This window comes from Desulfothermus naphthae (assembly GCF_054657475.1).
Window position 1 is genome coordinate 1,369,878 of sequence record NZ_BAAHYQ010000001.1, and the last position, 17,235, is coordinate 1,387,112.

Here is a 17,235-nt window from a genome sequence, read left to right on the forward strand (position 1 = left end):
AATTACATTTCTAAGAAAAACCATAAAAATGATACATTATTTGATTTTGTAAAATATACCTCTCTCCAGTCTAACTGGCTGGATTTTTCCTTCATTTAACAAAATTCTTAAATACTTATTTAATTCTTTTTCAGATATATTAAGTATAGTGCTCAAATCCTCTACTGTGCATGGCCTTCTTTTTATAGTTTCAAAAATAGCAGATTCTATGTCCCTTCTATATGATATTCTCCTTTTGGCCCTTGGTATAGAAGAAATTATCTTTACATTTTGCATATTAAAAATCTTTAAAACATTCGTAAGCTCATTATAGTCAGCACCCTTTAAATTATCTACTGTACCAGGTCTATCAAGTGTGTTTATTTGAACTTCATCGGGGTTTATTTTTTTTATTATTTTTTTTAAGAGAAGAAGTTCTTCTAAGTTGTCGTTATAGCCAGGAAGAATAAATACTTCTAACCAAATTTTTTTTGCAAATTCCTCTCTAAAACAAACAAGACCATCAATATAGGATTTTAGTTTTAACTCCTTATGTGGTCTATTTATTTTTTTAAATACATCATCAGTTGCTGCATCAAGAGATGGAAGTACTAAATCTGCATTTAATAACTCTTGTCTAACTTTAGTCTCATAGAAAAGGGTACCATTTGTTAATACTGCAACTGGCAAATTTGGCTTTATATGTTTTATAAAAGCTATTACTTCTCCAATTTTATTATTTAAGGTTGGTTCACCAGAGCCTGAAAAAGTAACATAATCTGGATCGGAATTGTTTTTAAAATAATGGGTCAATTCTTCTTTAACTAAATCAATGGGTACATATTCTTTTCTCTTTAGAGTTAGATCTGTAGTTTTACCAATTTCACAATAAACACAATTTAAAGAACAGACCTTTTTGGGGACAAGATCAACACCTAAAGACATCCCGAGGCGTCTCGATGGAACTGGACCAAAGATATATTTATACATAAATTAATTTGGATAATACTTTATTACTAGATTTTCTTCAAAATTAAGTTTTCCCTGCTCACACAAATAATTTAAATGTGCCTGTGCCTCACCTGTTGCAAACCACCTTTGCCCCATGGGAAACTCATCCCAGGATTTATAATCCATATCCCAGCTCATAAAAGATGCCACACCATAAGCACTAAGTCCCGGATGCTCAAGGACAATTTCTAACACCTCGTTAAGCCTCCTTTTGTGATGTAAAAAAAGCTCATCTATTCTGGACTTTAAATCGGAGAATATCCTTCTGTGTCCTGGCAAAACTAACTCTACCTCAAGATCCCTTACCTTTTTTAAACTCCTTAAATAATCTTGAAGAGGTCTCGAGTTAGGTTTCCACTGAGAAATATTAGGAGTTATGTCTAACAGGATATGATCGCCTGATATAAATATTCTTTTTTGCTCTTCAAAAAGACACATATGCCCCTGTGTGTGACCAGGAGTATGTATAATACGAAATTTAAAATTGCCAAGATCAAACAGGTCCCCATCTTGGATATCATGATAGTTAACTTTACCAATTGGTCTATATCTATACCCTGGATGTCCCATTTTTGCTTCGTCTAGTCTATCCAAAGGCATACCCAATTTCTTTGCAAATTCTATCATTTTTTCCCAATCTGTTGGATTATTTATAATTTCACCGTCAAAGGAATTTATCCATACTTCAAACCCTCTTTTATTTAACTTAACGCCCAATCCACTATGATCTGCATGCATATGTGTAATTATTAGTTTTGTATTTTGTGGAGAAAAGTTTAACTTATCTATTGCTGAAAAGAGAATATTTTCAGCTTCAGGATGATTTAGACCTGTATCTATAATTAGATTGTAGTTTTTACCTTTGATAAAATAAGAATTTAGATATTTTAAAGGATTTTTTGGCATTGGAATTTGTATGTTAAATACATTATCAATTATCTCTTTCATATTTTATTACCCCTTTTAAGTATCTAAAAAATCTTTTAGATCTTGTCTTTTTATATATACAGTTCCCTGGAATATAGCCAGTATATCTCCTGAATCATGGAACACATCTATTTTATAAGTCGCCAATTTTGGATTTCTGGATAGCTCAACAGCTTCAGCATAGATAGTCCCACTTGATACTGCTTTTAAAAAAGATATAGTTGCATTTATTGCTAAAGCCACTTGTCCATGGGAATTGGATGCAATAGCAAATGCATAATCAGCCAATGCAAATAATACAGCGCCATGTACAATATTTACACCATTTAGATGTTCTTTTCTTAAATTAAGTTTTACCTTTGCCCTGCCCTTTGATACCTCCACTATTTCAATACCAACATATTTTGCAAACCTATCCCGTGTGGAAAAAAAATCTCTTATGTCTTTCATAGATCCTCTCCTATTAATCTAAAACAAATCTTGTCTCCAATTTGAAAGCCATATTTTTTTGCAAGGTTTTGCTTATTTATTGCAAGCTCTAAATATCCTTGCGATCCATCTAAAATACCTATTTCTCCATCTGGTATATTTTGATAGGCATCCACTATATGGATTTTTTTTCCTTCAGGTATAAGAAAAATTTCATAATTGCGTAATTTTTCTTTTATATTTTGTTCTATATTTAATACACAATTTCCAAATCTATCAATATGTAGTATTATTGAATTACTATTTTTATTTATTTTAAAATCAGGAATATCTATTTTTTTTATGGTATTTACATCTATCGTATGAGATATTTCTGATATATCTTGTCCATTTGCAATATAGGTTGCTAATGGAGCAAAAACATCCCTCCCATGAAAGGTATTGGACATACTTTTTATACCAGCTTTATCTATAAATTCCTCCATATCCAGTACAAAAATATCATTTGGAGATAAGTAAGATTTTATAACAAGAGACAAGATTCCGTTATCAGGGGCAAGGACAATTTTTTTATCTTTTTTTAAGATTAAAATATCTCTATCGGTTCCTACACCTGGGTCAATCACAACAAGGGTAATTGAATTTTCAGGGAGGTATTTCCACGAAGCTTTTAGAAAAAAACTTCCATGCAATGGATTATGAGGGAGAACACTGTGAGATATATCTATTATTTGGGCATTTACATTTTGAGAAGCTAAAACACATTTTACCTGTCCCACGTAAACGTCTTCAAGACCAAAATCTGTTAAGAGGCAAAAAATTGGTCTGATCTTCGTCCTCCCTATTGTTAGGCTTTATTTCATGACATCCCTTATCAGGAATAAGCATTTTACCTGTAAAACATAACAGATAATCACATAATCCCACATATTTTTCAACAAAATAAACTCCCTTTACCAAAGTACTAACGGATGATTCTATCTTTAGTTTTTTTTCACTGTTTTCTAATTTTTTATAATTGGCACTGCAAGTTTTGATGGGCGAGATACTGTGAGTCCATCAGCCTGTGTATTTAATTCTATTCCAAATTTTTTCAGAAGACTAAATATCTATCACATTCTTCAATCATCTCAGCATTTCTTGCCTGGGTAACAAATTGTTTAAACCCTACTCCAGGCACATCTTTTCCTTCCAATCCATTTGCCCTAAAACTCACATCACAAACAAATAGCTTTGCAACATCTACCAGTTCTTTAAATCTCTCTTCTTGAGTCAAAAGAACACCTTTCCCTGTAAAAAATATTTCTACATCAATACACTTTTTATTCGCCGCCTTAGCCGCATTGATTACATAATCTAAATATTTATTATCCCTCACCATAATTCCTAGTTTTGGCATAACCAAGCCCCTTCTGTATGATATTTTCACCACCAACAAATTACCTTTTCATGGGCAAACACTTCATCTATAAATTTATCCCAGTCAACATCGTCCTGATATAAGATAAAGATATCTCTCTCATTTCCAGATACAACATCCATCAACTTTTTTGTTGTATCATCTGGTTCTGATTTTAAAACATGTAAGACTTTCATAAATCCTCCTATTAAAAAGGAATAACAATATCAGCTTCTTTTAATATCTGTCCAATCTCATGCAATGTAGCATATTTAAATCCGTATTTCTCTACATTGGCCTTGTTATTTGAATACCTCTCGCCTTCCATCTCATCTAAAAATTTCATATTTTCTTCATATGCCTCGTGCATATCTATTTCATGGTCTAAAACAATCATCTTAACAGATGGAATCTCTAAGAGTGCACCTAAACTTGAGCGCAGGGCCTCATATTGTTGTTCTTTATCTCTCACAATAACAGCAAGCTTTTTCATATACATCCTCCAAATATTAAAGTGCCCTCTGAAAATACAAAGTATTTACTTCAGCAGAAAGGCAACCGCGCTCCAGCTTCTTAAAGGGCACCTGCTCTAAATTTGATTATTTTACCCGAATAAGATACCTCGTAAATCCTCCAGGATCGTCTTCATATCCCAAAAACTCATATCCGTGCTTTTCACAAAAAGAAGGAATGTCATTTTTTGATCCTGGGTCAGTCCCAAGGACCTCTAAAATTTCTCCCGACTTCATATCCTTTAACGTCTTTTTTGTCTTTAACATGGGCATGGGACAACTAAGCCCCCTAGCATCTAAGGTTTTATCAACATTCACATCTGGTAAAGCCATATCTAAACCTCCTATTAATTTTTGTTCAAATGAGATTACATAAAATTGTAAATACTGTCAACAAATCTATCTTTTTTACAGCGAATTTTGAGAAGGTTTTATAATAACCATTTACAAAAATTATTTTTATTTTTAGTTACGTGCATAATTTCCTATAATATAGGATGTCCTTTAAAAATTTTTCTATCCAGCTTTTAGCAAAGCCTATTTTTTACATAATCTATTCCCTGGTTAAGTACTTGCTAACTTGGTTAAATCCCACATAGGAAGGAATATTGCGAGGGCAAAAAAACCAACTACAGCTGCCAGACCTACAATTAAAATTGGGCCTAAATTAGCAGACATCTTGGCAACTGCATATTCTACTTCTTCATCATAATGTTTTGAAATTTCAGATAACATCTCATCTAAATTTCCTGTCTCTTCTCCAACTGCCACCATGGAGATTACCATTGGAGTGAAAAATTTTGCAGAACCCAGTGGCCCTGAAATTCCCATACCTTCCCTTAATTTTTCCTTTAGCTTTGAGAACTCTTTAGAAATCGCAGCATTTCCAATTGTTGATGATAAAATGTCAAGGGCATTTAATACACTTATGCCGCTGGCTTGTAATATCGCAAAAATACTAGAAAATCTAGACATTGCCGCCTTTTGAAAAACCGGGCCTAATATTGGCATTTTTAATAAGAAGCTATCTCTAACCAGTTTGCCCTTTTCTGTCCTGAAATAAAAGCCAAGACCAAATACCAGAACAAGCACGCCTAGGACACACAAATACCAGTAACCAGTTAAAAAATGGTAAAGGGCTATTGCGATTTTTGTGGGAAGGGGTAGAGAAATTTTCGCGCTTTTAAAAATTCTAACAAATTTCGGAATCACAAAGGTAAGTAAAAAGAAAAATGCACCAGTTAAAGCCACAGATACGATTATTGGATATTGAAGTGCAGATTTAATATCTTGTTTGATCTTGTATTCATGCTCCAATAAATAACAGATCCTGTCCATAACCTCCACCAAGGCACCACTAGTTTCCCCAGCCCTGATCATTGCACAATATAAATCGGAAAATATATCTGGATGGGAGGAAAAGGCTTGATATAAGGTTTTACCCTCTTTAATATCCTCTTGCATTTTTTTTATAACATTTTTTAGTTTTAAATTTTCTACCTGTTTTTCCAAGATAGAGAGAATTTCAACAACAGATATACCTGCCCTAAACATTGTGCGAAATTGTTTGGTAAACATTATAAGCTCTGGGGCCTTTACAGAAGAAAATTTTGCCCTTAATTCGTCCAGATATGAGTACCCTCTATCGTGGATTTGCTTTTTAACCTCTTCAGGGAAAAGTCCTCTTTCAAAGAGGATGCTCTCTGCTTTATCAGAAGATTCTGCAGTTATAATACCCTTTACCACTTCGCCTTTTTCATTAATTGCCCTATATACAAATTCCATAATCTTTACGAGATAATAACTTTAATTGCTTCTTCTGGAGTTGTAAGCCCCTGTTTTACTTTATCCAACACATCGTCTTTAAGGGTTCTTAATTTACCTGCGTCAACAAGTTCTCTTATAATCCTTTTAGATGATACATTTTGCATTGTAAGTTCCTGGACTTGCTCGTCATTTTTTAAAATTTCATATACACCCATCCTACCAATAAATCCAGTAAAGTGACATTGGGCACATCCTTTACCTTTTTTGTATTTTATATCATCTTTATCCAGACCTAAAAATTGCAGTAATTTTGGATCAGGGGAATACTCTTCCTCACAGTATGGACATATACGTCTAACAAGCCTTTGTGCAATAGACACAAGCAAAGTAGAAGCCACTAAAAAGGGCTCTATACCCATATCGCAAAGCCTGGTTATTGCGCTTGTTGCATCGTTTGTATGAACCGTGGACAACAGCTTATGACCAGTTAGAGCGGCCTGGACAGCTATCTCTGCAGTTTCCCTATCCCTTATTTCTCCAACCATAACAACGTCTGGGTCCTGTCTGAGGATTGACCTGAGCCCACTCGCAAAAGTCATCCCAGCCTTTCTATTGAGTTGTACCTGTCTTACATTCTTCATCCTGTACTCAACTGGATCTTCAAGGGTAATAATATTTATTTCAGGTTTATTTATCATATTTAAAATTGTATATAGAGTAGTGGACTTTCCACTTCCAGTAGGTCCAGTGGCCAGGATCATGCCATGGGGACTTTTTATAACTTCTTCAATAATTTTCCTATTTCTCTCATCAAAACCAAGCTGCTCCAGGGTATACATGCGTCTGCTCATATCCAGCAATCTTAGCACTACATTTTCACCATAAATAGTAGGAAGGGTGGAAACCCTGACATTTATTTCCTTGTTCTCAAGCCTTATTGTAAATCTACCGTCCTGGGGTATTCTGGTGTTGGCTATATCCAAATTTGCAAGTATCTTGATCCTTGAGGCTATGGCCAAAAACATTTTTTTTGGCGGAGCTGGTCTTTCATACAATATTCCATCTATCCTGAATCTCACCTGGATCCTATTTCTTTCAGGTGAGATATGAACATCACTTGCCTTTTCTTTAACTGCCTGGGACAAAATAGAGTTAACTAATTTAATAACTGGAGCTTCTTCAGCAAGCCCAGCCAAATTTGATATATCAAGTTCTCCTTCAATATCTGTTTCATCCCCACTAAAGACCTCTAATTTATCAATTTCATCAATAACCTTTGTTAAATCCCGTTCTGTTCCATATAGGGTATTTAAAAGCTGATCTATTTGAGATGGACTACATACTACAGGATCAACTTCTTTATCTGTATATATTTCCACCTCATCTACGGCCTCTAAATCCAAGGGATCCTCCATCCCCAAAACCAGGACCCTATCTTTTAGGGCCAAAGGCACCACCCTATTTCTAGAGGCAATCTCATATGGCAAAATCTTTTGAAGAGAAGGGTCCAAAGAATAGCGCTCAGGGACAAAAAAGGGTATATTTAATTGCCGACTAAGCGCCCTAACCAACTCTTCTTCCTTTACGATCCCAGATTTAACTAGGTATTCCCCTAGTTTTTGGTTTTGTGGTTTTTCCTTTAGAGCCTGCTGTAATTCTTTAGCACTTAACACACCCTCTTCAATTAAGATTTCACCTAATTTTTTTCTCTTCATATAACAGCCGATAAATTTATTTTTTTAAAAGATAAAAAAGTCTTTTGTGATTTTCACAGGCCTCTTTGAAATCTATGGCACAACCCTTTTCGTAAAATTTTAGTGCCTTATTTAAGTATCCTAATTTTTCAAGGACTTGACCTTTTAAGTTTAAAGCATAACCAAAATTTGAATCCAAAAGCAGTGCCCTGTTTATGTAAAAAAGGGCGTCTTTCAATTTGTTTTTATTATAATATGCTAAAGAAATATTGTAATAAGCCTTTTTTTGACCAGGGTCTAAATCAACGGCAATCTGGGCACACCTTAGCACCTCATCCCAATTTTTCTTTTTAATAAAACCTGTACTTTTTTTAAGCCAATTAGCGGCCTTTTTATCCCCTGTTTTATTGAATATTTTTTGCACATCTTGTAGAGATATACCAGAATCTAAAAGCTCTTGTTCTAATCTGTCTTTATTCTTTAATATTGTTGGGGTAATGAAAATCAAAATATCCTCAAATTCTCTGCTTTTACTATCCCCTTTAAAGAGATAGCCAAACAAGGGCAGATCTTTTAAAACTGGAATGCCCGACACTGTATCTCTAAGGGTCTGTTTGCTAAGACCTGATATAACAATTGTCTCTCCATCTGAAACAACTAATGATGTCTGAGTTTCTTTTTTATTTATTGTGGGATTTCCATCAACAGTCCTGGAAAAATCCACCTCGTCCTTTTTTACCTTAATATCCATTTTCAAATATTTATCAGCTATCACATGGGGAGTTACTTCTAACCTCAAAACTGCGTCTTCAAATTCAACTTCTCTGTTCCCATCTTCATCTATTGTTACATAGGGTACCTTTTGGCCACTTTCTGTAAAGGCCATCTGATTGTCCAGTGTGGTCAATGAAGGACTTGATAAAATGTGGACCTGTCCTTTCTCTTCCAGAGCAGAGAGCTGCATCTCCAAAATATTATGGGCAGGATTTCCAATTAAGATATTCAATCCCCCACCTTTTGCAGTTGATGATGGAGATGCAATACTGCTAATTGGAAATTGTACGCCAAAACCTGTGTCACTTTTTCCTGTTCCAAATGTATCTGTGCTAGTAGAGGTTCCTCCAGTTTCACTAGAACTGCTTACTGGACCAGACAATTTGAGTTGATTTATACCATTTATTGAAGTTGCCCATCTACCACCCCATTGAATCCCCAACTCTCTGGCCACATTTTTATTTGCCTCTACAATATAGGCCTTTAGGTGTATCTGATTTGTAGGCTTATCTAAGACCTTAATAAGCTTCATTATCTTTTTTAGGTCAGGTTCTATGGCAGAAATCACTAAAGAATTTGTATGACTGTCTACTAAAATATTCCCTCTTGTCTTACCCTTTTTATCCTTAGTTAAAAGACCCATAAGCAACTTTTGCAACTTTTCAGCGTCTGCAAAATTAATTTTTATTACCCTTGTTAAAAGGGGGGCTGCCTCAAGCATGGCCTTTGCCTGCTCTTGTTTTTTTGCCTCAATGGACTCAACTGCCAATTCTGCAGCTAGATCTTCCTTTGACACAACCCTGATTATCTTTCCATCAACACTATAGGTCAAACCATGAGATTTAAGGAGGGACAAAAAAACCTGGTCCCAGGGCTGTTTTACAATATCAACATCTATTCTACCTTTTATATTTTGAGTAGTAATAATATTTACATTTGCTGTCTTTGCAAGTGCATGTATTATGGCCTTAATAGAGGCATCTCTCATCTTTAAAGTAACCGGTATTTTAGGCAAAATATCTTTTTTTTCAATTTTTTTTATCTTTTTCTTCTCATCATGAAGGCCTTTTTCTATATCAACAGCTGATATAGTAGCCTTTGGAGATGACCCTAAGTGACCTTTGGCATAGGTCTTCCATTTGTCAAGATAGTGATCTTTCTCAACCTTGGGTGTGGCACACCCAATTATCAAAACTATTAAACCTGCGAACAAAAATATTATCCTTTCTCTCATAGTATAAACTTTAGATTAATTTGTTTTTATGTTATCAACAAAAGGTACAATGATAAAATTACTTTTACCTGGCCCTTTAATAATTACCTTGTCTTCCAAAATAGTCCAGACCCTAAATCCCCTTTCTTTTAGCTCATCTCCTTCACCATATTCTCTCCCATTTATTATGGCAAATCTCCTATCCCCTGAAACAACAAACCCTTTATATTCAAAAGAAATTTTGGGGTTAATATTTTGAGTATCCCTGTTAAATTTTTTTGATTTGAAATACATAAATGGATCATGTATATTTTTTTCAATTAGAGCATAAATTACCCTCTCTTGATTTGACAGATTAATCTTGTTTGCTATAGCAATCGAACTTCTTTTTAAGGATTCCATATTCACTTTTGTCAAAGAAAAATTTTTCTTTTTATGTTCAAATAAATAATTCCAAATTCCATATAAGAGTGCTATTATTGCCATTGCTACAATTATTTTTTCTCTTTTATTCATAGATTTTAAACTCTAATCTTAACTTTTAAATTAATACTTACTCTCTTTATGTCACTTTCAATATTTATATACTTAATTTCAGCAATATAGCCTTCTTTAATTAAAAAATTTATCCATTTTATAAAATCTACATATTTCCCCTTTAAAAAAAAGTTAAGAGTTATATAATTATTTTCTACAGTCCTTTTTTTGAGTTCTGGATAAACAGAAAGTACATTTAAATTAAATTGTGGAGATATATTTAACACTTTATCCTTAAATGCAATTAAGGAAATCTTTCTGGACTTAAGTTCAATATTTTTGTTTAATTGTTCCAGCTTAGTTTTAAACTGAATATAAAACGGAACTAGATTATTATGAACCTCAAGTCTTTGTTTTAATTTATTTATTTCATGTCGAGTATATTGAATTTGTTTATTTGTGGGTATTATAAAAAAAATCACCAATATTAAAATCAAACTCATAAAAATTATAAGAGTCAATGCCAGGCTTTTTAAATCAATTAATTCAAAAATTTTTTTCATAAATTTTTATAATTCCCTTCTATCACTTAAAACTTACTTCCAAGGAAAAAGAATTATATCTATGTCCAGAGTAAAATGCATCTTTTTCCTTTGATATAGTGATATCTTTAACTAGGGGAGATTTTTTTAATGACAGAATATAATTTGCTATTTTCAATTTTGCCATATTGTTAGCTTTTATTGCTACATCAATTTTTAATGTTTCTTTTTTTACATCCATATCCAATCTTGTCCATTTTATATCATCAGGAGTAAATCTGGAGAGTTCCTTAATTATTGAGATGGGTTTATATGCTCTAGCTACTGTCTTGGCCTTTTTTTTGGCTTCATTTAATTTTTCAGCTAGTTGTCTTAGTTTATTTTCATCTATAAGTGGCTTTATATGGGCTATCTTGTGCTGATAAACTTTATATACATCTTTTTCTTTTTTTAGTTGTGCAGATAGATAAAAATAGTAACCTGCAAGACAAACAGTCAAAAAGACAAAAAATGTGGAGATTGAAGTGGATATAATTTTTTTTATCCTTTGTTTTTGTCTATCTAACCTTGTAAATAAAAAATTAAACTGGTCTTTATCCTGAATACAACAACCAAGCACTGGTGCATAGTCAGCTTCCTTTATTTTTGGAACACTTATATTTCCCCAAGTCTCAACCAGCCCTTCAGTCAATGGCCATAGTCTTTTTACTTCTATCCCAAGGATATCTTGTATTTCCTTTAATATCTCATCTGGAAGATCTACAATTCCAGATATATAAATCTTCTTTATGTCGGAATGTTGAATGGATGATATGTAAAAGTCCATTGTCCTTCTGATCTGCAAAATCAACCTTTGAAGGGTTGAAGAGACTGTTTTTTTAAATTCCAGATCTTCCAGTTCACTTTTGTAAAATTCTTTTTGAACCTCACCCCCAGCTAAATGCGAAAAATAATTTTTTACATCCTCGTGGGTAAGGGTATGCTGCTTGGTTTTTGTTTTTATGTCACCATTTTTTGCATCATCTAGAGCTAACTCTATATCTGGTTGTGACTCAATCTTTTCAATAATTTCGTTTGCAAATGATACAAAGCCAGTCTTTATATTTCTATTAAAGACAAGATATCCCCCTTTGTAAATATCTATCCTGGACCAATCAGTACCCAAGAATAAATGGGCTACAGTCCCATTATCTTTAAATAAATTAGACAAGGCAAGGTGATATGCACTGATTCCCAGTGGCTCCATGTTCACCTTTTTTACAAACTCAGCCATTTCCTCTAATTGAGCTTTTTCAACAACATAGGAAAATACTTCTAATTGTTCTACATCACCCTGTTTTTTTTCGCCTATTATTGAATAGTCATAGATGTTCTTAGTTACTTTGCCTTTTGATTCCTTTTTTAAAGCGAGAAAAATAAGGTTCTCTATTTTTGATTTGTTTACTTTGGGAATTGTAAAATAAAAGGTTTCTACGTATTTTGAGGATATTAGTAACCAAAAAAAGGGTCTTGAAAATTCTTTTTTAAGTCCCTTTAATATTTTATTTAACCACCTCTGAAACTTAACATTATTTTTATCTATTTTCTCTGGAAAGATTTTTTCTTCTAATTTTACTAAAGCAAATCCATTTTTTTTCTTCTCACTAACTGCTATAATAACACTATTTGATCTAATATCTATGGTAATATTTGCATTGTGTCTTCTGCGTTGTAGCAGATTATAACTAATATATTTACCCTTCATTTTGTCTAACATATTAATAAAAAAAGAGTTACCCATTTAATATCAATACTCCACTCTCTTCGAAATTGAGGCGATTATAATTATCTTCTTCTTATTCTGATATTAGTCCCATTAAAATTTTTTTCATTTTTAACATCTTGCTTAATTATTTTAATTTTTTCTTTTATTTTTTCTTTTTTATAAGTATTAACCTTTGTTTCTTGTGTATCCTTCGCCCCTTTTGGTGGCTCATATTTGAGCCCGTATAGCTGTGTATTCATTAAAAAAAATATTAATACCAAAATTATCCATCTCATTTATAAATACTCCTTAATATAATGCCCCAAATGCACTCTTTTTATCTTCACCTTGTAAATCACTACCAAGTGACAATGCAAATTCACTAAAACTAACAAAGGTCTGACTATCTAAAGATTTAATATCTCCATATGCATGGAGTGCAACCTCTGGCCTTGAATGGTTATCATTGTTTAAATAAAAACTGTCCCCATCTGGAGATGTAAAACCTGTAAGTCTAATTGTTGCTCCATCAGATAGGAGTTTTGCTTCATTAACATCTGGATTTAAAATCCAGTAATCAATACCTTCCTGGGGCTGAGGATTTTCAGAAACAGGGACATTACAAATTAAAGTAAAAAAGTCAACATCAGGATTCCAATTATTTAAATCCCATAATGGCCACTTTATCTCAGTTATAGATACATCACTGTAAGTAGGATTGTAGGCCGTTCTATTGGTATTGTTATATAAAGAATCAGGAATGTGTAGCTCATCATTCGCAGTTGAAGCATCCCCATAAAAGATTTTTACATCATTTATTTTTTTGCCGTTTATCTTCTTTTCTTCAATCCTAACCACTAAAGTAGATAGATCTTCCAACCTTCCACTATAATCCCAGCTATCTCCCTTTAATTTTTCATCATCGTCTAAATCCTTGTATGCTATCCACTCCCTTTTAACTGCGCCATTAACTACTTTTTGTCTCCACAAAACAAGAAGGAGTTTGTCATTTAATTCATTCTGCGTTCCAAATTCAGGTTTAATGCCATTTGGTATATAATCGTTTTCACAATTTTGTTTTTTCTCATATACCATAAAAGACACGCCATATCCCTCATATAGTCCAGGGTATTGTTCACTTTCATGCCACCTAAAATTGAGTCCAGTAGCTCCATATTTAAGTTCGTATCCCCAGCCAACCTTTACCTGGGCTGTATATGAGAGTAATTTGTGGTGATTTGCCCAATACTCCTCTATTTCATTAAATTTAAAACTTTTAAAAGGAAGGATTAATTCCTTATATGGATTTGATACAAAGCCCAAAAACAAAATTGTTCCCTCATCTCCCACTGCATAAATCCCAACATCTGGATCACCCCAAACTTCATTTAAATTTCTATTGGTAACACTGGACAAATCCACCTTATTCCAAGAGGGGCTATCCTTTGGAAGTTTATATAATAATGTCCCTCTGTCACCAACAACATAAACAATATCTCCACACGTCTGCCCCCATACACCATTTAATTTCTCGTTTGTTCCAGAAGTTTGTTTGGACCAATCCCAATAGCTCCCACCATTATCATTATGATAAATTTTACCATCATTTCCAACTACATATATGTCATTTAAAGAAGATCCCCAAATGCTATTAAAGGATTCTAGAGAATTAAATTTTTTATAATATGAGAATAAAGATGGTTTTTCTCTATAAATAAAACCCTCATTATCTTTGTTTTTTCCACATATAAATATAGAAATTTGACCGTTATTATCATATTCCCAACTCTTTCTAAAATGCCAATCTTTCCAAAGTACCAAATCATATGGTCTCCAGCGTACATCACCCTCAAAAAGATAATCTTTATAACAACCTGTAGCAGGGTTCCAACATCCCTCACATCCTTTACACCTCATTCTAGGCCACTTACCCGCCGATTTATTCCACTTAAATGGGCTAGATCCAAAATCACCGTATGTAGTTATATGATTCCAATCAGTGCCCCACACTGCATATAAATCATTTGGAGTATAAGTTATTTTTGATCCATCTTCTTTTGTCATTAAATTCCTTTTCCATATTTCATCTCCGTCCATTTCACCCAACAATATTTCACCATTATCACCTACCGCTACCATCTTTTCTGAACCCTTATCTCCAAACCCATATATATCCCTTAATGTGACATTAACAGGACTATCCATTCTCTGCCACTCATTTCCATCAAAATGCAAGATTGTACCTTTAGACCCAACTGCGTACACATTGTCCCAACTGTTTCCCCATATGGCGTGTAAATCCTCATTTGTATTAGAATCCATCAACGTAGGATTAAAATCTATTTTAAGGTTTAAATCATAAAAAGTTGCCCATCTTTTGCTCCATCCATGATTTGATCCTATATCTGCGTCTGTAGTTACCTGTCCACCATTACCAATTAGAGAAGTATCCCAATTTGATAAATCATCAAAGGTATCCTGGCCTCCATCCTCATCGCTTAAAGCCAGCACTTGAGTTCCTCCACCAGGAGAATAATATTCATCAGTTATGGGCACATAATAGGATATTTTTCTGGATGAAGACAAAAATGAAAAAGAACCAACTCTACCTATGGATTCTATATAGGCACTGGCCCTTAAGACCACTGGAGTATTTTCATCTATGTGGATGGTATGAAAGGGAAAATGTTCCTTTTTAAGTTCAGTAAGGATAATAGAACCCTGCTTTTTAAAATGATAAAAGTATGTCTCGCCATTTATTTCAATATATCCATTCCTTTTAGGTAAAACCGAGAATTGTTTATCATCTCCATCTAAAGTCAAGTCACATCCATCATAAATATCCTGGGAATATTTTGGATGAAATGCAAAATATACAGGTGTATCCTTCTGAGCACTTAAGGGATTATCCAGACGGACAGTTGCATTGCTCTGACTCACTTTCTGGCCATTTGTGTAATGATACACACTATCTCCAATTTTAAGATATCCCTCATCAGGAAAATCTACCTGATGGGGGATAGAACCAGGAGCATCTAAAGTTATTTCCATTGCATTATCATAGGATTGCGGTAATCTAAAGAAAAAAGGATAAATGTGTAAAGTAAATGAGCTTCCATCGTCAAATGAATATGTTGAATTATCTAATGATTCCAAAATATCAATTTTATCTGTACTATTTTGTCCATGCAAATATCTTGCTGCAGCATATCTATAACCTGCTTCAGCAATGTACTGAGCTCTCTCTCCTGTAATAATAGAGGGCTGAATAAAAAGGGCTGTAGAGGACATAATGTATAGCCCCCCTGCAAGAAGCAGGGAGATAACCATTACAACTACTATATATAAGAGTACAGAGCCATTTTGTTTTTTTAACATATTTATGACCCAGGCCCATTATGTGTATCATTAAACCATGGATTAACAGAAAAAGATATACCTATCGGCGGATTGGTATCTAAAGTTATCCCCACATCAATTCTAGCTAAATCTGAAATTGCATCTGAAAGAATCCAATTGGAATCATCGGCCTTTTTGGGTGACAAATTAAAACTACTTACTTTATCCAAAAGTACATATCCAAAATTTTCATTTGGATATGTAGAATTAAGACTCATTTTTATTTCATTATCCACCAGAGCAATGGCGTAATGAGTATTGTCCCTTAAATAAGAGATCTTGTCTGAGGAACCCCCGTCTATTCTATGGAGTTCTTTTAGCTCTCTATAAATCCTGGAAACAGCAATATTCAACTTTAATGCAGATTCTATATATTGCCTGTTTTGAATATAACTCTTCATAACATCTATAAGTCCAACGGTAGAAAACAGGGTAATTATTCCTACAATAATTAAGACCAGTACAATCTCAAGTAAAGTAAAACCAGAACTATTTTTCATTGTGTATAAAGATTTACAAGGGTAATATTATCTTTTTTTAACACAACCTTTAAAAATTTGTGCTCCCCACTGGAATCTGTTGTCTCTTTATTTGTTGCATCAAAGACTATATATTTTGTATCAACAGATATGGAAGGATCAACACTATGCACAACATCTGCAATATCATTTTTAAAATCATCCAGATTCAAATTAGATTGTTCAATTAGAGAACGATAATGTGCATTCACCCTTTCCATGGCATCAATTATAATCCCATTTTGTTTTAGCATTAGCACTGGTTGAACGCTTGATTTAGAATGTGCAAAGATAAGGGTGTACACTACAGTCCCTAAAATTCCTGCAACAACTATGGTTATAATAAGCTCAATTAATGTAAATCCTGAATTATTTAATAAACCCTGTTTCTTGAGTGACATTGATAATCTTTCCTGAGTTAAACTGAATCTCTCCACCAAATGGAGATTGGAGAGATAAGTCGCTATATGGCCTACCCAAACTATCAAATACAAGCAAAAAATTATTTACAACAAGCTGGCATGAAACATATTCTTGATCCATACCAGGAAGGAGTATTTTTTCATTTTCATCTATCTGATGATTTGCATTTAAATCACAAAAACCCATATACCCTCCCTGCTCAAAAGATATTCCACAAATATAATCTGAATTCATTGCACTTAGTTGTGCATATCTTATGTGATTTTTTATCTCGTCCAGGGTGATTTGCTTCTTATCCCCAAAATCCACCCTCGACGAGACAACAGCAGCTATCACCCCAATTATTATAAGAACACCAATTATTTCCAGAAGGGTGAAGCCAGATTTTAAACAACTTATTTTCATATTAAATGAAACTTAACAAATC

At 33.6% G+C, this 17,235-nt stretch carries 19 protein-coding genes; all 19 read right to left on the reverse strand.

Translation table 11 applies throughout. The features are described 5' to 3' along the window. Positions 1–36: 36 nt before the first annotated feature. A complete protein-coding gene (locus ACYQ1E_RS06660; protein ID WP_459876879.1) occupies positions 37–924 on the reverse strand; it encodes a radical SAM protein in 888 nt (295 codons plus the stop codon). 48 nt (positions 925–972) lie between these two features. Then, positions 973–1,938, reverse strand: coding sequence for an MBL fold metallo-hydrolase (locus ACYQ1E_RS06665; RefSeq protein ID WP_459876882.1), 966 nt, complete (start codon positions 1,936–1,938; stop codon positions 973–975). A 15-nt stretch (positions 1,939–1,953) separates the two neighbouring features. After that, positions 1,954–2,367 carry a PaaI family thioesterase gene (locus tag ACYQ1E_RS06670; RefSeq protein WP_459876885.1) on the reverse strand — a complete coding sequence of 138 codons (414 nt, stop codon included), beginning with the start codon at positions 2,365–2,367 and terminating at the stop codon, positions 1,954–1,956. Next, positions 2,364–3,191 carry an SAM hydrolase/SAM-dependent halogenase family protein gene (locus tag ACYQ1E_RS06675; protein WP_459878472.1) on the reverse strand — a complete coding sequence of 276 codons (828 nt, stop codon included), beginning with the start codon at positions 3,189–3,191 and terminating at the stop codon, positions 2,364–2,366. The genes ACYQ1E_RS06670 and ACYQ1E_RS06675 overlap by 4 nt, the downstream gene beginning before the upstream one ends. Positions 3,192–3,439: 248 nt before the next feature. Continuing rightward, positions 3,440–3,745 (reverse strand): DsrE family protein, encoded by a 306-nt coding sequence (locus tag ACYQ1E_RS06680; RefSeq protein WP_459876888.1) that lies wholly within the window; start codon positions 3,743–3,745, stop codon positions 3,440–3,442. Positions 3,746–3,771: 26 nt separating this feature from the next. Continuing rightward, on the reverse strand, positions 3,772–3,942 hold the full coding sequence (locus ACYQ1E_RS06685; protein WP_459876891.1) for a hypothetical protein: 171 nt from the start codon (positions 3,940–3,942) through the stop codon (positions 3,772–3,774). Between the two features lie 11 nt (positions 3,943–3,953). Further along, positions 3,954–4,238, reverse strand: a complete 285-nt coding sequence (locus ACYQ1E_RS06690; RefSeq protein ID WP_459876893.1) for a hypothetical protein — start codon at positions 4,236–4,238, stop codon at positions 3,954–3,956. 106 nt (positions 4,239–4,344) lie between these two features. Next, a complete protein-coding gene (locus ACYQ1E_RS06695) occupies positions 4,345–4,590 on the reverse strand; it encodes a sulfurtransferase TusA family protein (RefSeq protein WP_459876896.1) in 246 nt (81 codons plus the stop codon). Positions 4,591–4,821: 231 nt separating this feature from the next. Further along, positions 4,822–6,042 carry a type II secretion system F family protein gene (locus tag ACYQ1E_RS06700; protein ID WP_459876900.1) on the reverse strand — a complete coding sequence of 407 codons (1,221 nt, stop codon included), beginning with the start codon at positions 6,040–6,042 and terminating at the stop codon, positions 4,822–4,824. 5 nt (positions 6,043–6,047) lie between these two features. Next, on the reverse strand, positions 6,048–7,739 hold the full coding sequence (locus ACYQ1E_RS06705; protein ID WP_459876903.1) for a GspE/PulE family protein: 1,692 nt from the start codon (positions 7,737–7,739) through the stop codon (positions 6,048–6,050). A gap of 16 nt (positions 7,740–7,755) precedes the next feature. Continuing rightward, positions 7,756–9,705, reverse strand: a complete 1,950-nt coding sequence (gene pilQ, locus ACYQ1E_RS06710; protein ID WP_459876906.1) for a type IV pilus secretin PilQ — start codon at positions 9,703–9,705, stop codon at positions 7,756–7,758. A gap of 36 nt (positions 9,706–9,741) precedes the next feature. Continuing rightward, on the reverse strand, positions 9,742–10,221 hold the full coding sequence (locus ACYQ1E_RS06715) for a general secretion pathway protein GspB (protein ID WP_459876909.1): 480 nt from the start codon (positions 10,219–10,221) through the stop codon (positions 9,742–9,744). A 5-nt stretch (positions 10,222–10,226) separates the two neighbouring features. Then, positions 10,227–10,745, reverse strand: coding sequence for a hypothetical protein (locus ACYQ1E_RS06720; RefSeq protein ID WP_459876912.1), 519 nt, complete (start codon positions 10,743–10,745; stop codon positions 10,227–10,229). 22 nt (positions 10,746–10,767) lie between these two features. Next, complete coding sequence (locus ACYQ1E_RS06725) at positions 10,768–12,504, reverse strand: hypothetical protein (RefSeq protein ID WP_459876914.1); 1,737 nt, start codon at positions 12,502–12,504, stop codon at positions 10,768–10,770. Positions 12,505–12,548: 44 nt separating this feature from the next. After that, positions 12,549–12,764: a hypothetical protein gene (locus ACYQ1E_RS06730; RefSeq protein ID WP_459876917.1), complete on the reverse strand. Its 216-nt coding sequence runs from the start codon at positions 12,762–12,764 to the stop codon at positions 12,549–12,551. 13 nt (positions 12,765–12,777) lie between these two features. Next, positions 12,778–15,846 carry a beta propeller repeat protein gene (locus ACYQ1E_RS06735; RefSeq protein WP_459876919.1) on the reverse strand — a complete coding sequence of 1,023 codons (3,069 nt, stop codon included), beginning with the start codon at positions 15,844–15,846 and terminating at the stop codon, positions 12,778–12,780. A gap of 2 nt (positions 15,847–15,848) precedes the next feature. After that, positions 15,849–16,367 carry a PulJ/GspJ family protein gene (locus ACYQ1E_RS06740; RefSeq protein ID WP_459876921.1) on the reverse strand — a complete coding sequence of 173 codons (519 nt, stop codon included), beginning with the start codon at positions 16,365–16,367 and terminating at the stop codon, positions 15,849–15,851. Next, positions 16,364–16,786: a prepilin-type N-terminal cleavage/methylation domain-containing protein gene (locus ACYQ1E_RS06745; RefSeq protein ID WP_459876923.1), complete on the reverse strand. Its 423-nt coding sequence runs from the start codon at positions 16,784–16,786 to the stop codon at positions 16,364–16,366. Before ACYQ1E_RS06745 ends, ACYQ1E_RS06740 begins: the two co-directional genes overlap by 4 nt. Then, entirely contained in the window at positions 16,755–17,213 is a 459-nt protein-coding gene (locus tag ACYQ1E_RS06750; protein ID WP_459876925.1) for a prepilin-type N-terminal cleavage/methylation domain-containing protein, read from the reverse strand. The genes ACYQ1E_RS06745 and ACYQ1E_RS06750 overlap by 32 nt, the downstream gene beginning before the upstream one ends. Positions 17,214–17,235 lie beyond the last annotated feature (22 nt).

Coding starts and splice junctions, on each gene's coding strand:
- ACYQ1E_RS06670 (WP_459876885.1), bottom strand. CDS start 2,367: ATGAAAGACATAAGAGATTTTTTTTCCACACGGGATAGGTTTGCAAAA.
- ACYQ1E_RS06740 (WP_459876921.1), bottom strand. CDS start 16,367: ATGAAAAATAGTTCTGGTTTTACTTTACTTGAGATTGTACTGGTCTTA.
- ACYQ1E_RS06690 (WP_459876893.1), bottom strand. CDS start 4,238: ATGAAAAAGCTTGCTGTTATTGTGAGAGATAAAGAACAACAATATGAG.
- ACYQ1E_RS06715 (WP_459876909.1), bottom strand. CDS start 10,221: ATGAATAAAAGAGAAAAAATAATTGTAGCAATGGCAATAATAGCACTC.
- ACYQ1E_RS06705 (WP_459876903.1), bottom strand. CDS start 7,739: ATGAAGAGAAAAAAATTAGGTGAAATCTTAATTGAAGAGGGTGTGTTA.
- ACYQ1E_RS06745 (WP_459876923.1), bottom strand. CDS start 16,786: ATGTCACTCAAGAAACAGGGTTTATTAAATAATTCAGGATTTACATTA.
- ACYQ1E_RS06730 (WP_459876917.1), bottom strand. CDS start 12,764: ATGAGATGGATAATTTTGGTATTAATATTTTTTTTAATGAATACACAG.
- ACYQ1E_RS06685 (WP_459876891.1), bottom strand. CDS start 3,942: ATGAAAGTCTTACATGTTTTAAAATCAGAACCAGATGATACAACAAAA.
- ACYQ1E_RS06720 (WP_459876912.1), bottom strand. CDS start 10,745: ATGAAAAAAATTTTTGAATTAATTGATTTAAAAAGCCTGGCATTGACT.
- ACYQ1E_RS06665 (WP_459876882.1), bottom strand. CDS start 1,938: ATGAAAGAGATAATTGATAATGTATTTAACATACAAATTCCAATGCCA.
- ACYQ1E_RS06735 (WP_459876919.1), bottom strand. CDS start 15,846: ATGTTAAAAAAACAAAATGGCTCTGTACTCTTATATATAGTAGTTGTA.
- ACYQ1E_RS06750 (WP_459876925.1), bottom strand. CDS start 17,213: ATGAAAATAAGTTGTTTAAAATCTGGCTTCACCCTTCTGGAAATAATT.
- ACYQ1E_RS06660 (WP_459876879.1), bottom strand. CDS start 924: ATGTCTTTAGGTGTTGATCTTGTCCCCAAAAAGGTCTGTTCTTTAAAT.
- ACYQ1E_RS06700 (WP_459876900.1), bottom strand. CDS start 6,042: ATGGAATTTGTATATAGGGCAATTAATGAAAAAGGCGAAGTGGTAAAG.
- ACYQ1E_RS06680 (WP_459876888.1), bottom strand. CDS start 3,745: ATGCCAAAACTAGGAATTATGGTGAGGGATAATAAATATTTAGATTAT.
- ACYQ1E_RS06725 (WP_459876914.1), bottom strand. CDS start 12,504: ATGGGTAACTCTTTTTTTATTAATATGTTAGACAAAATGAAGGGTAAA.
- ACYQ1E_RS06695 (WP_459876896.1), bottom strand. CDS start 4,590: ATGGCTTTACCAGATGTGAATGTTGATAAAACCTTAGATGCTAGGGGG.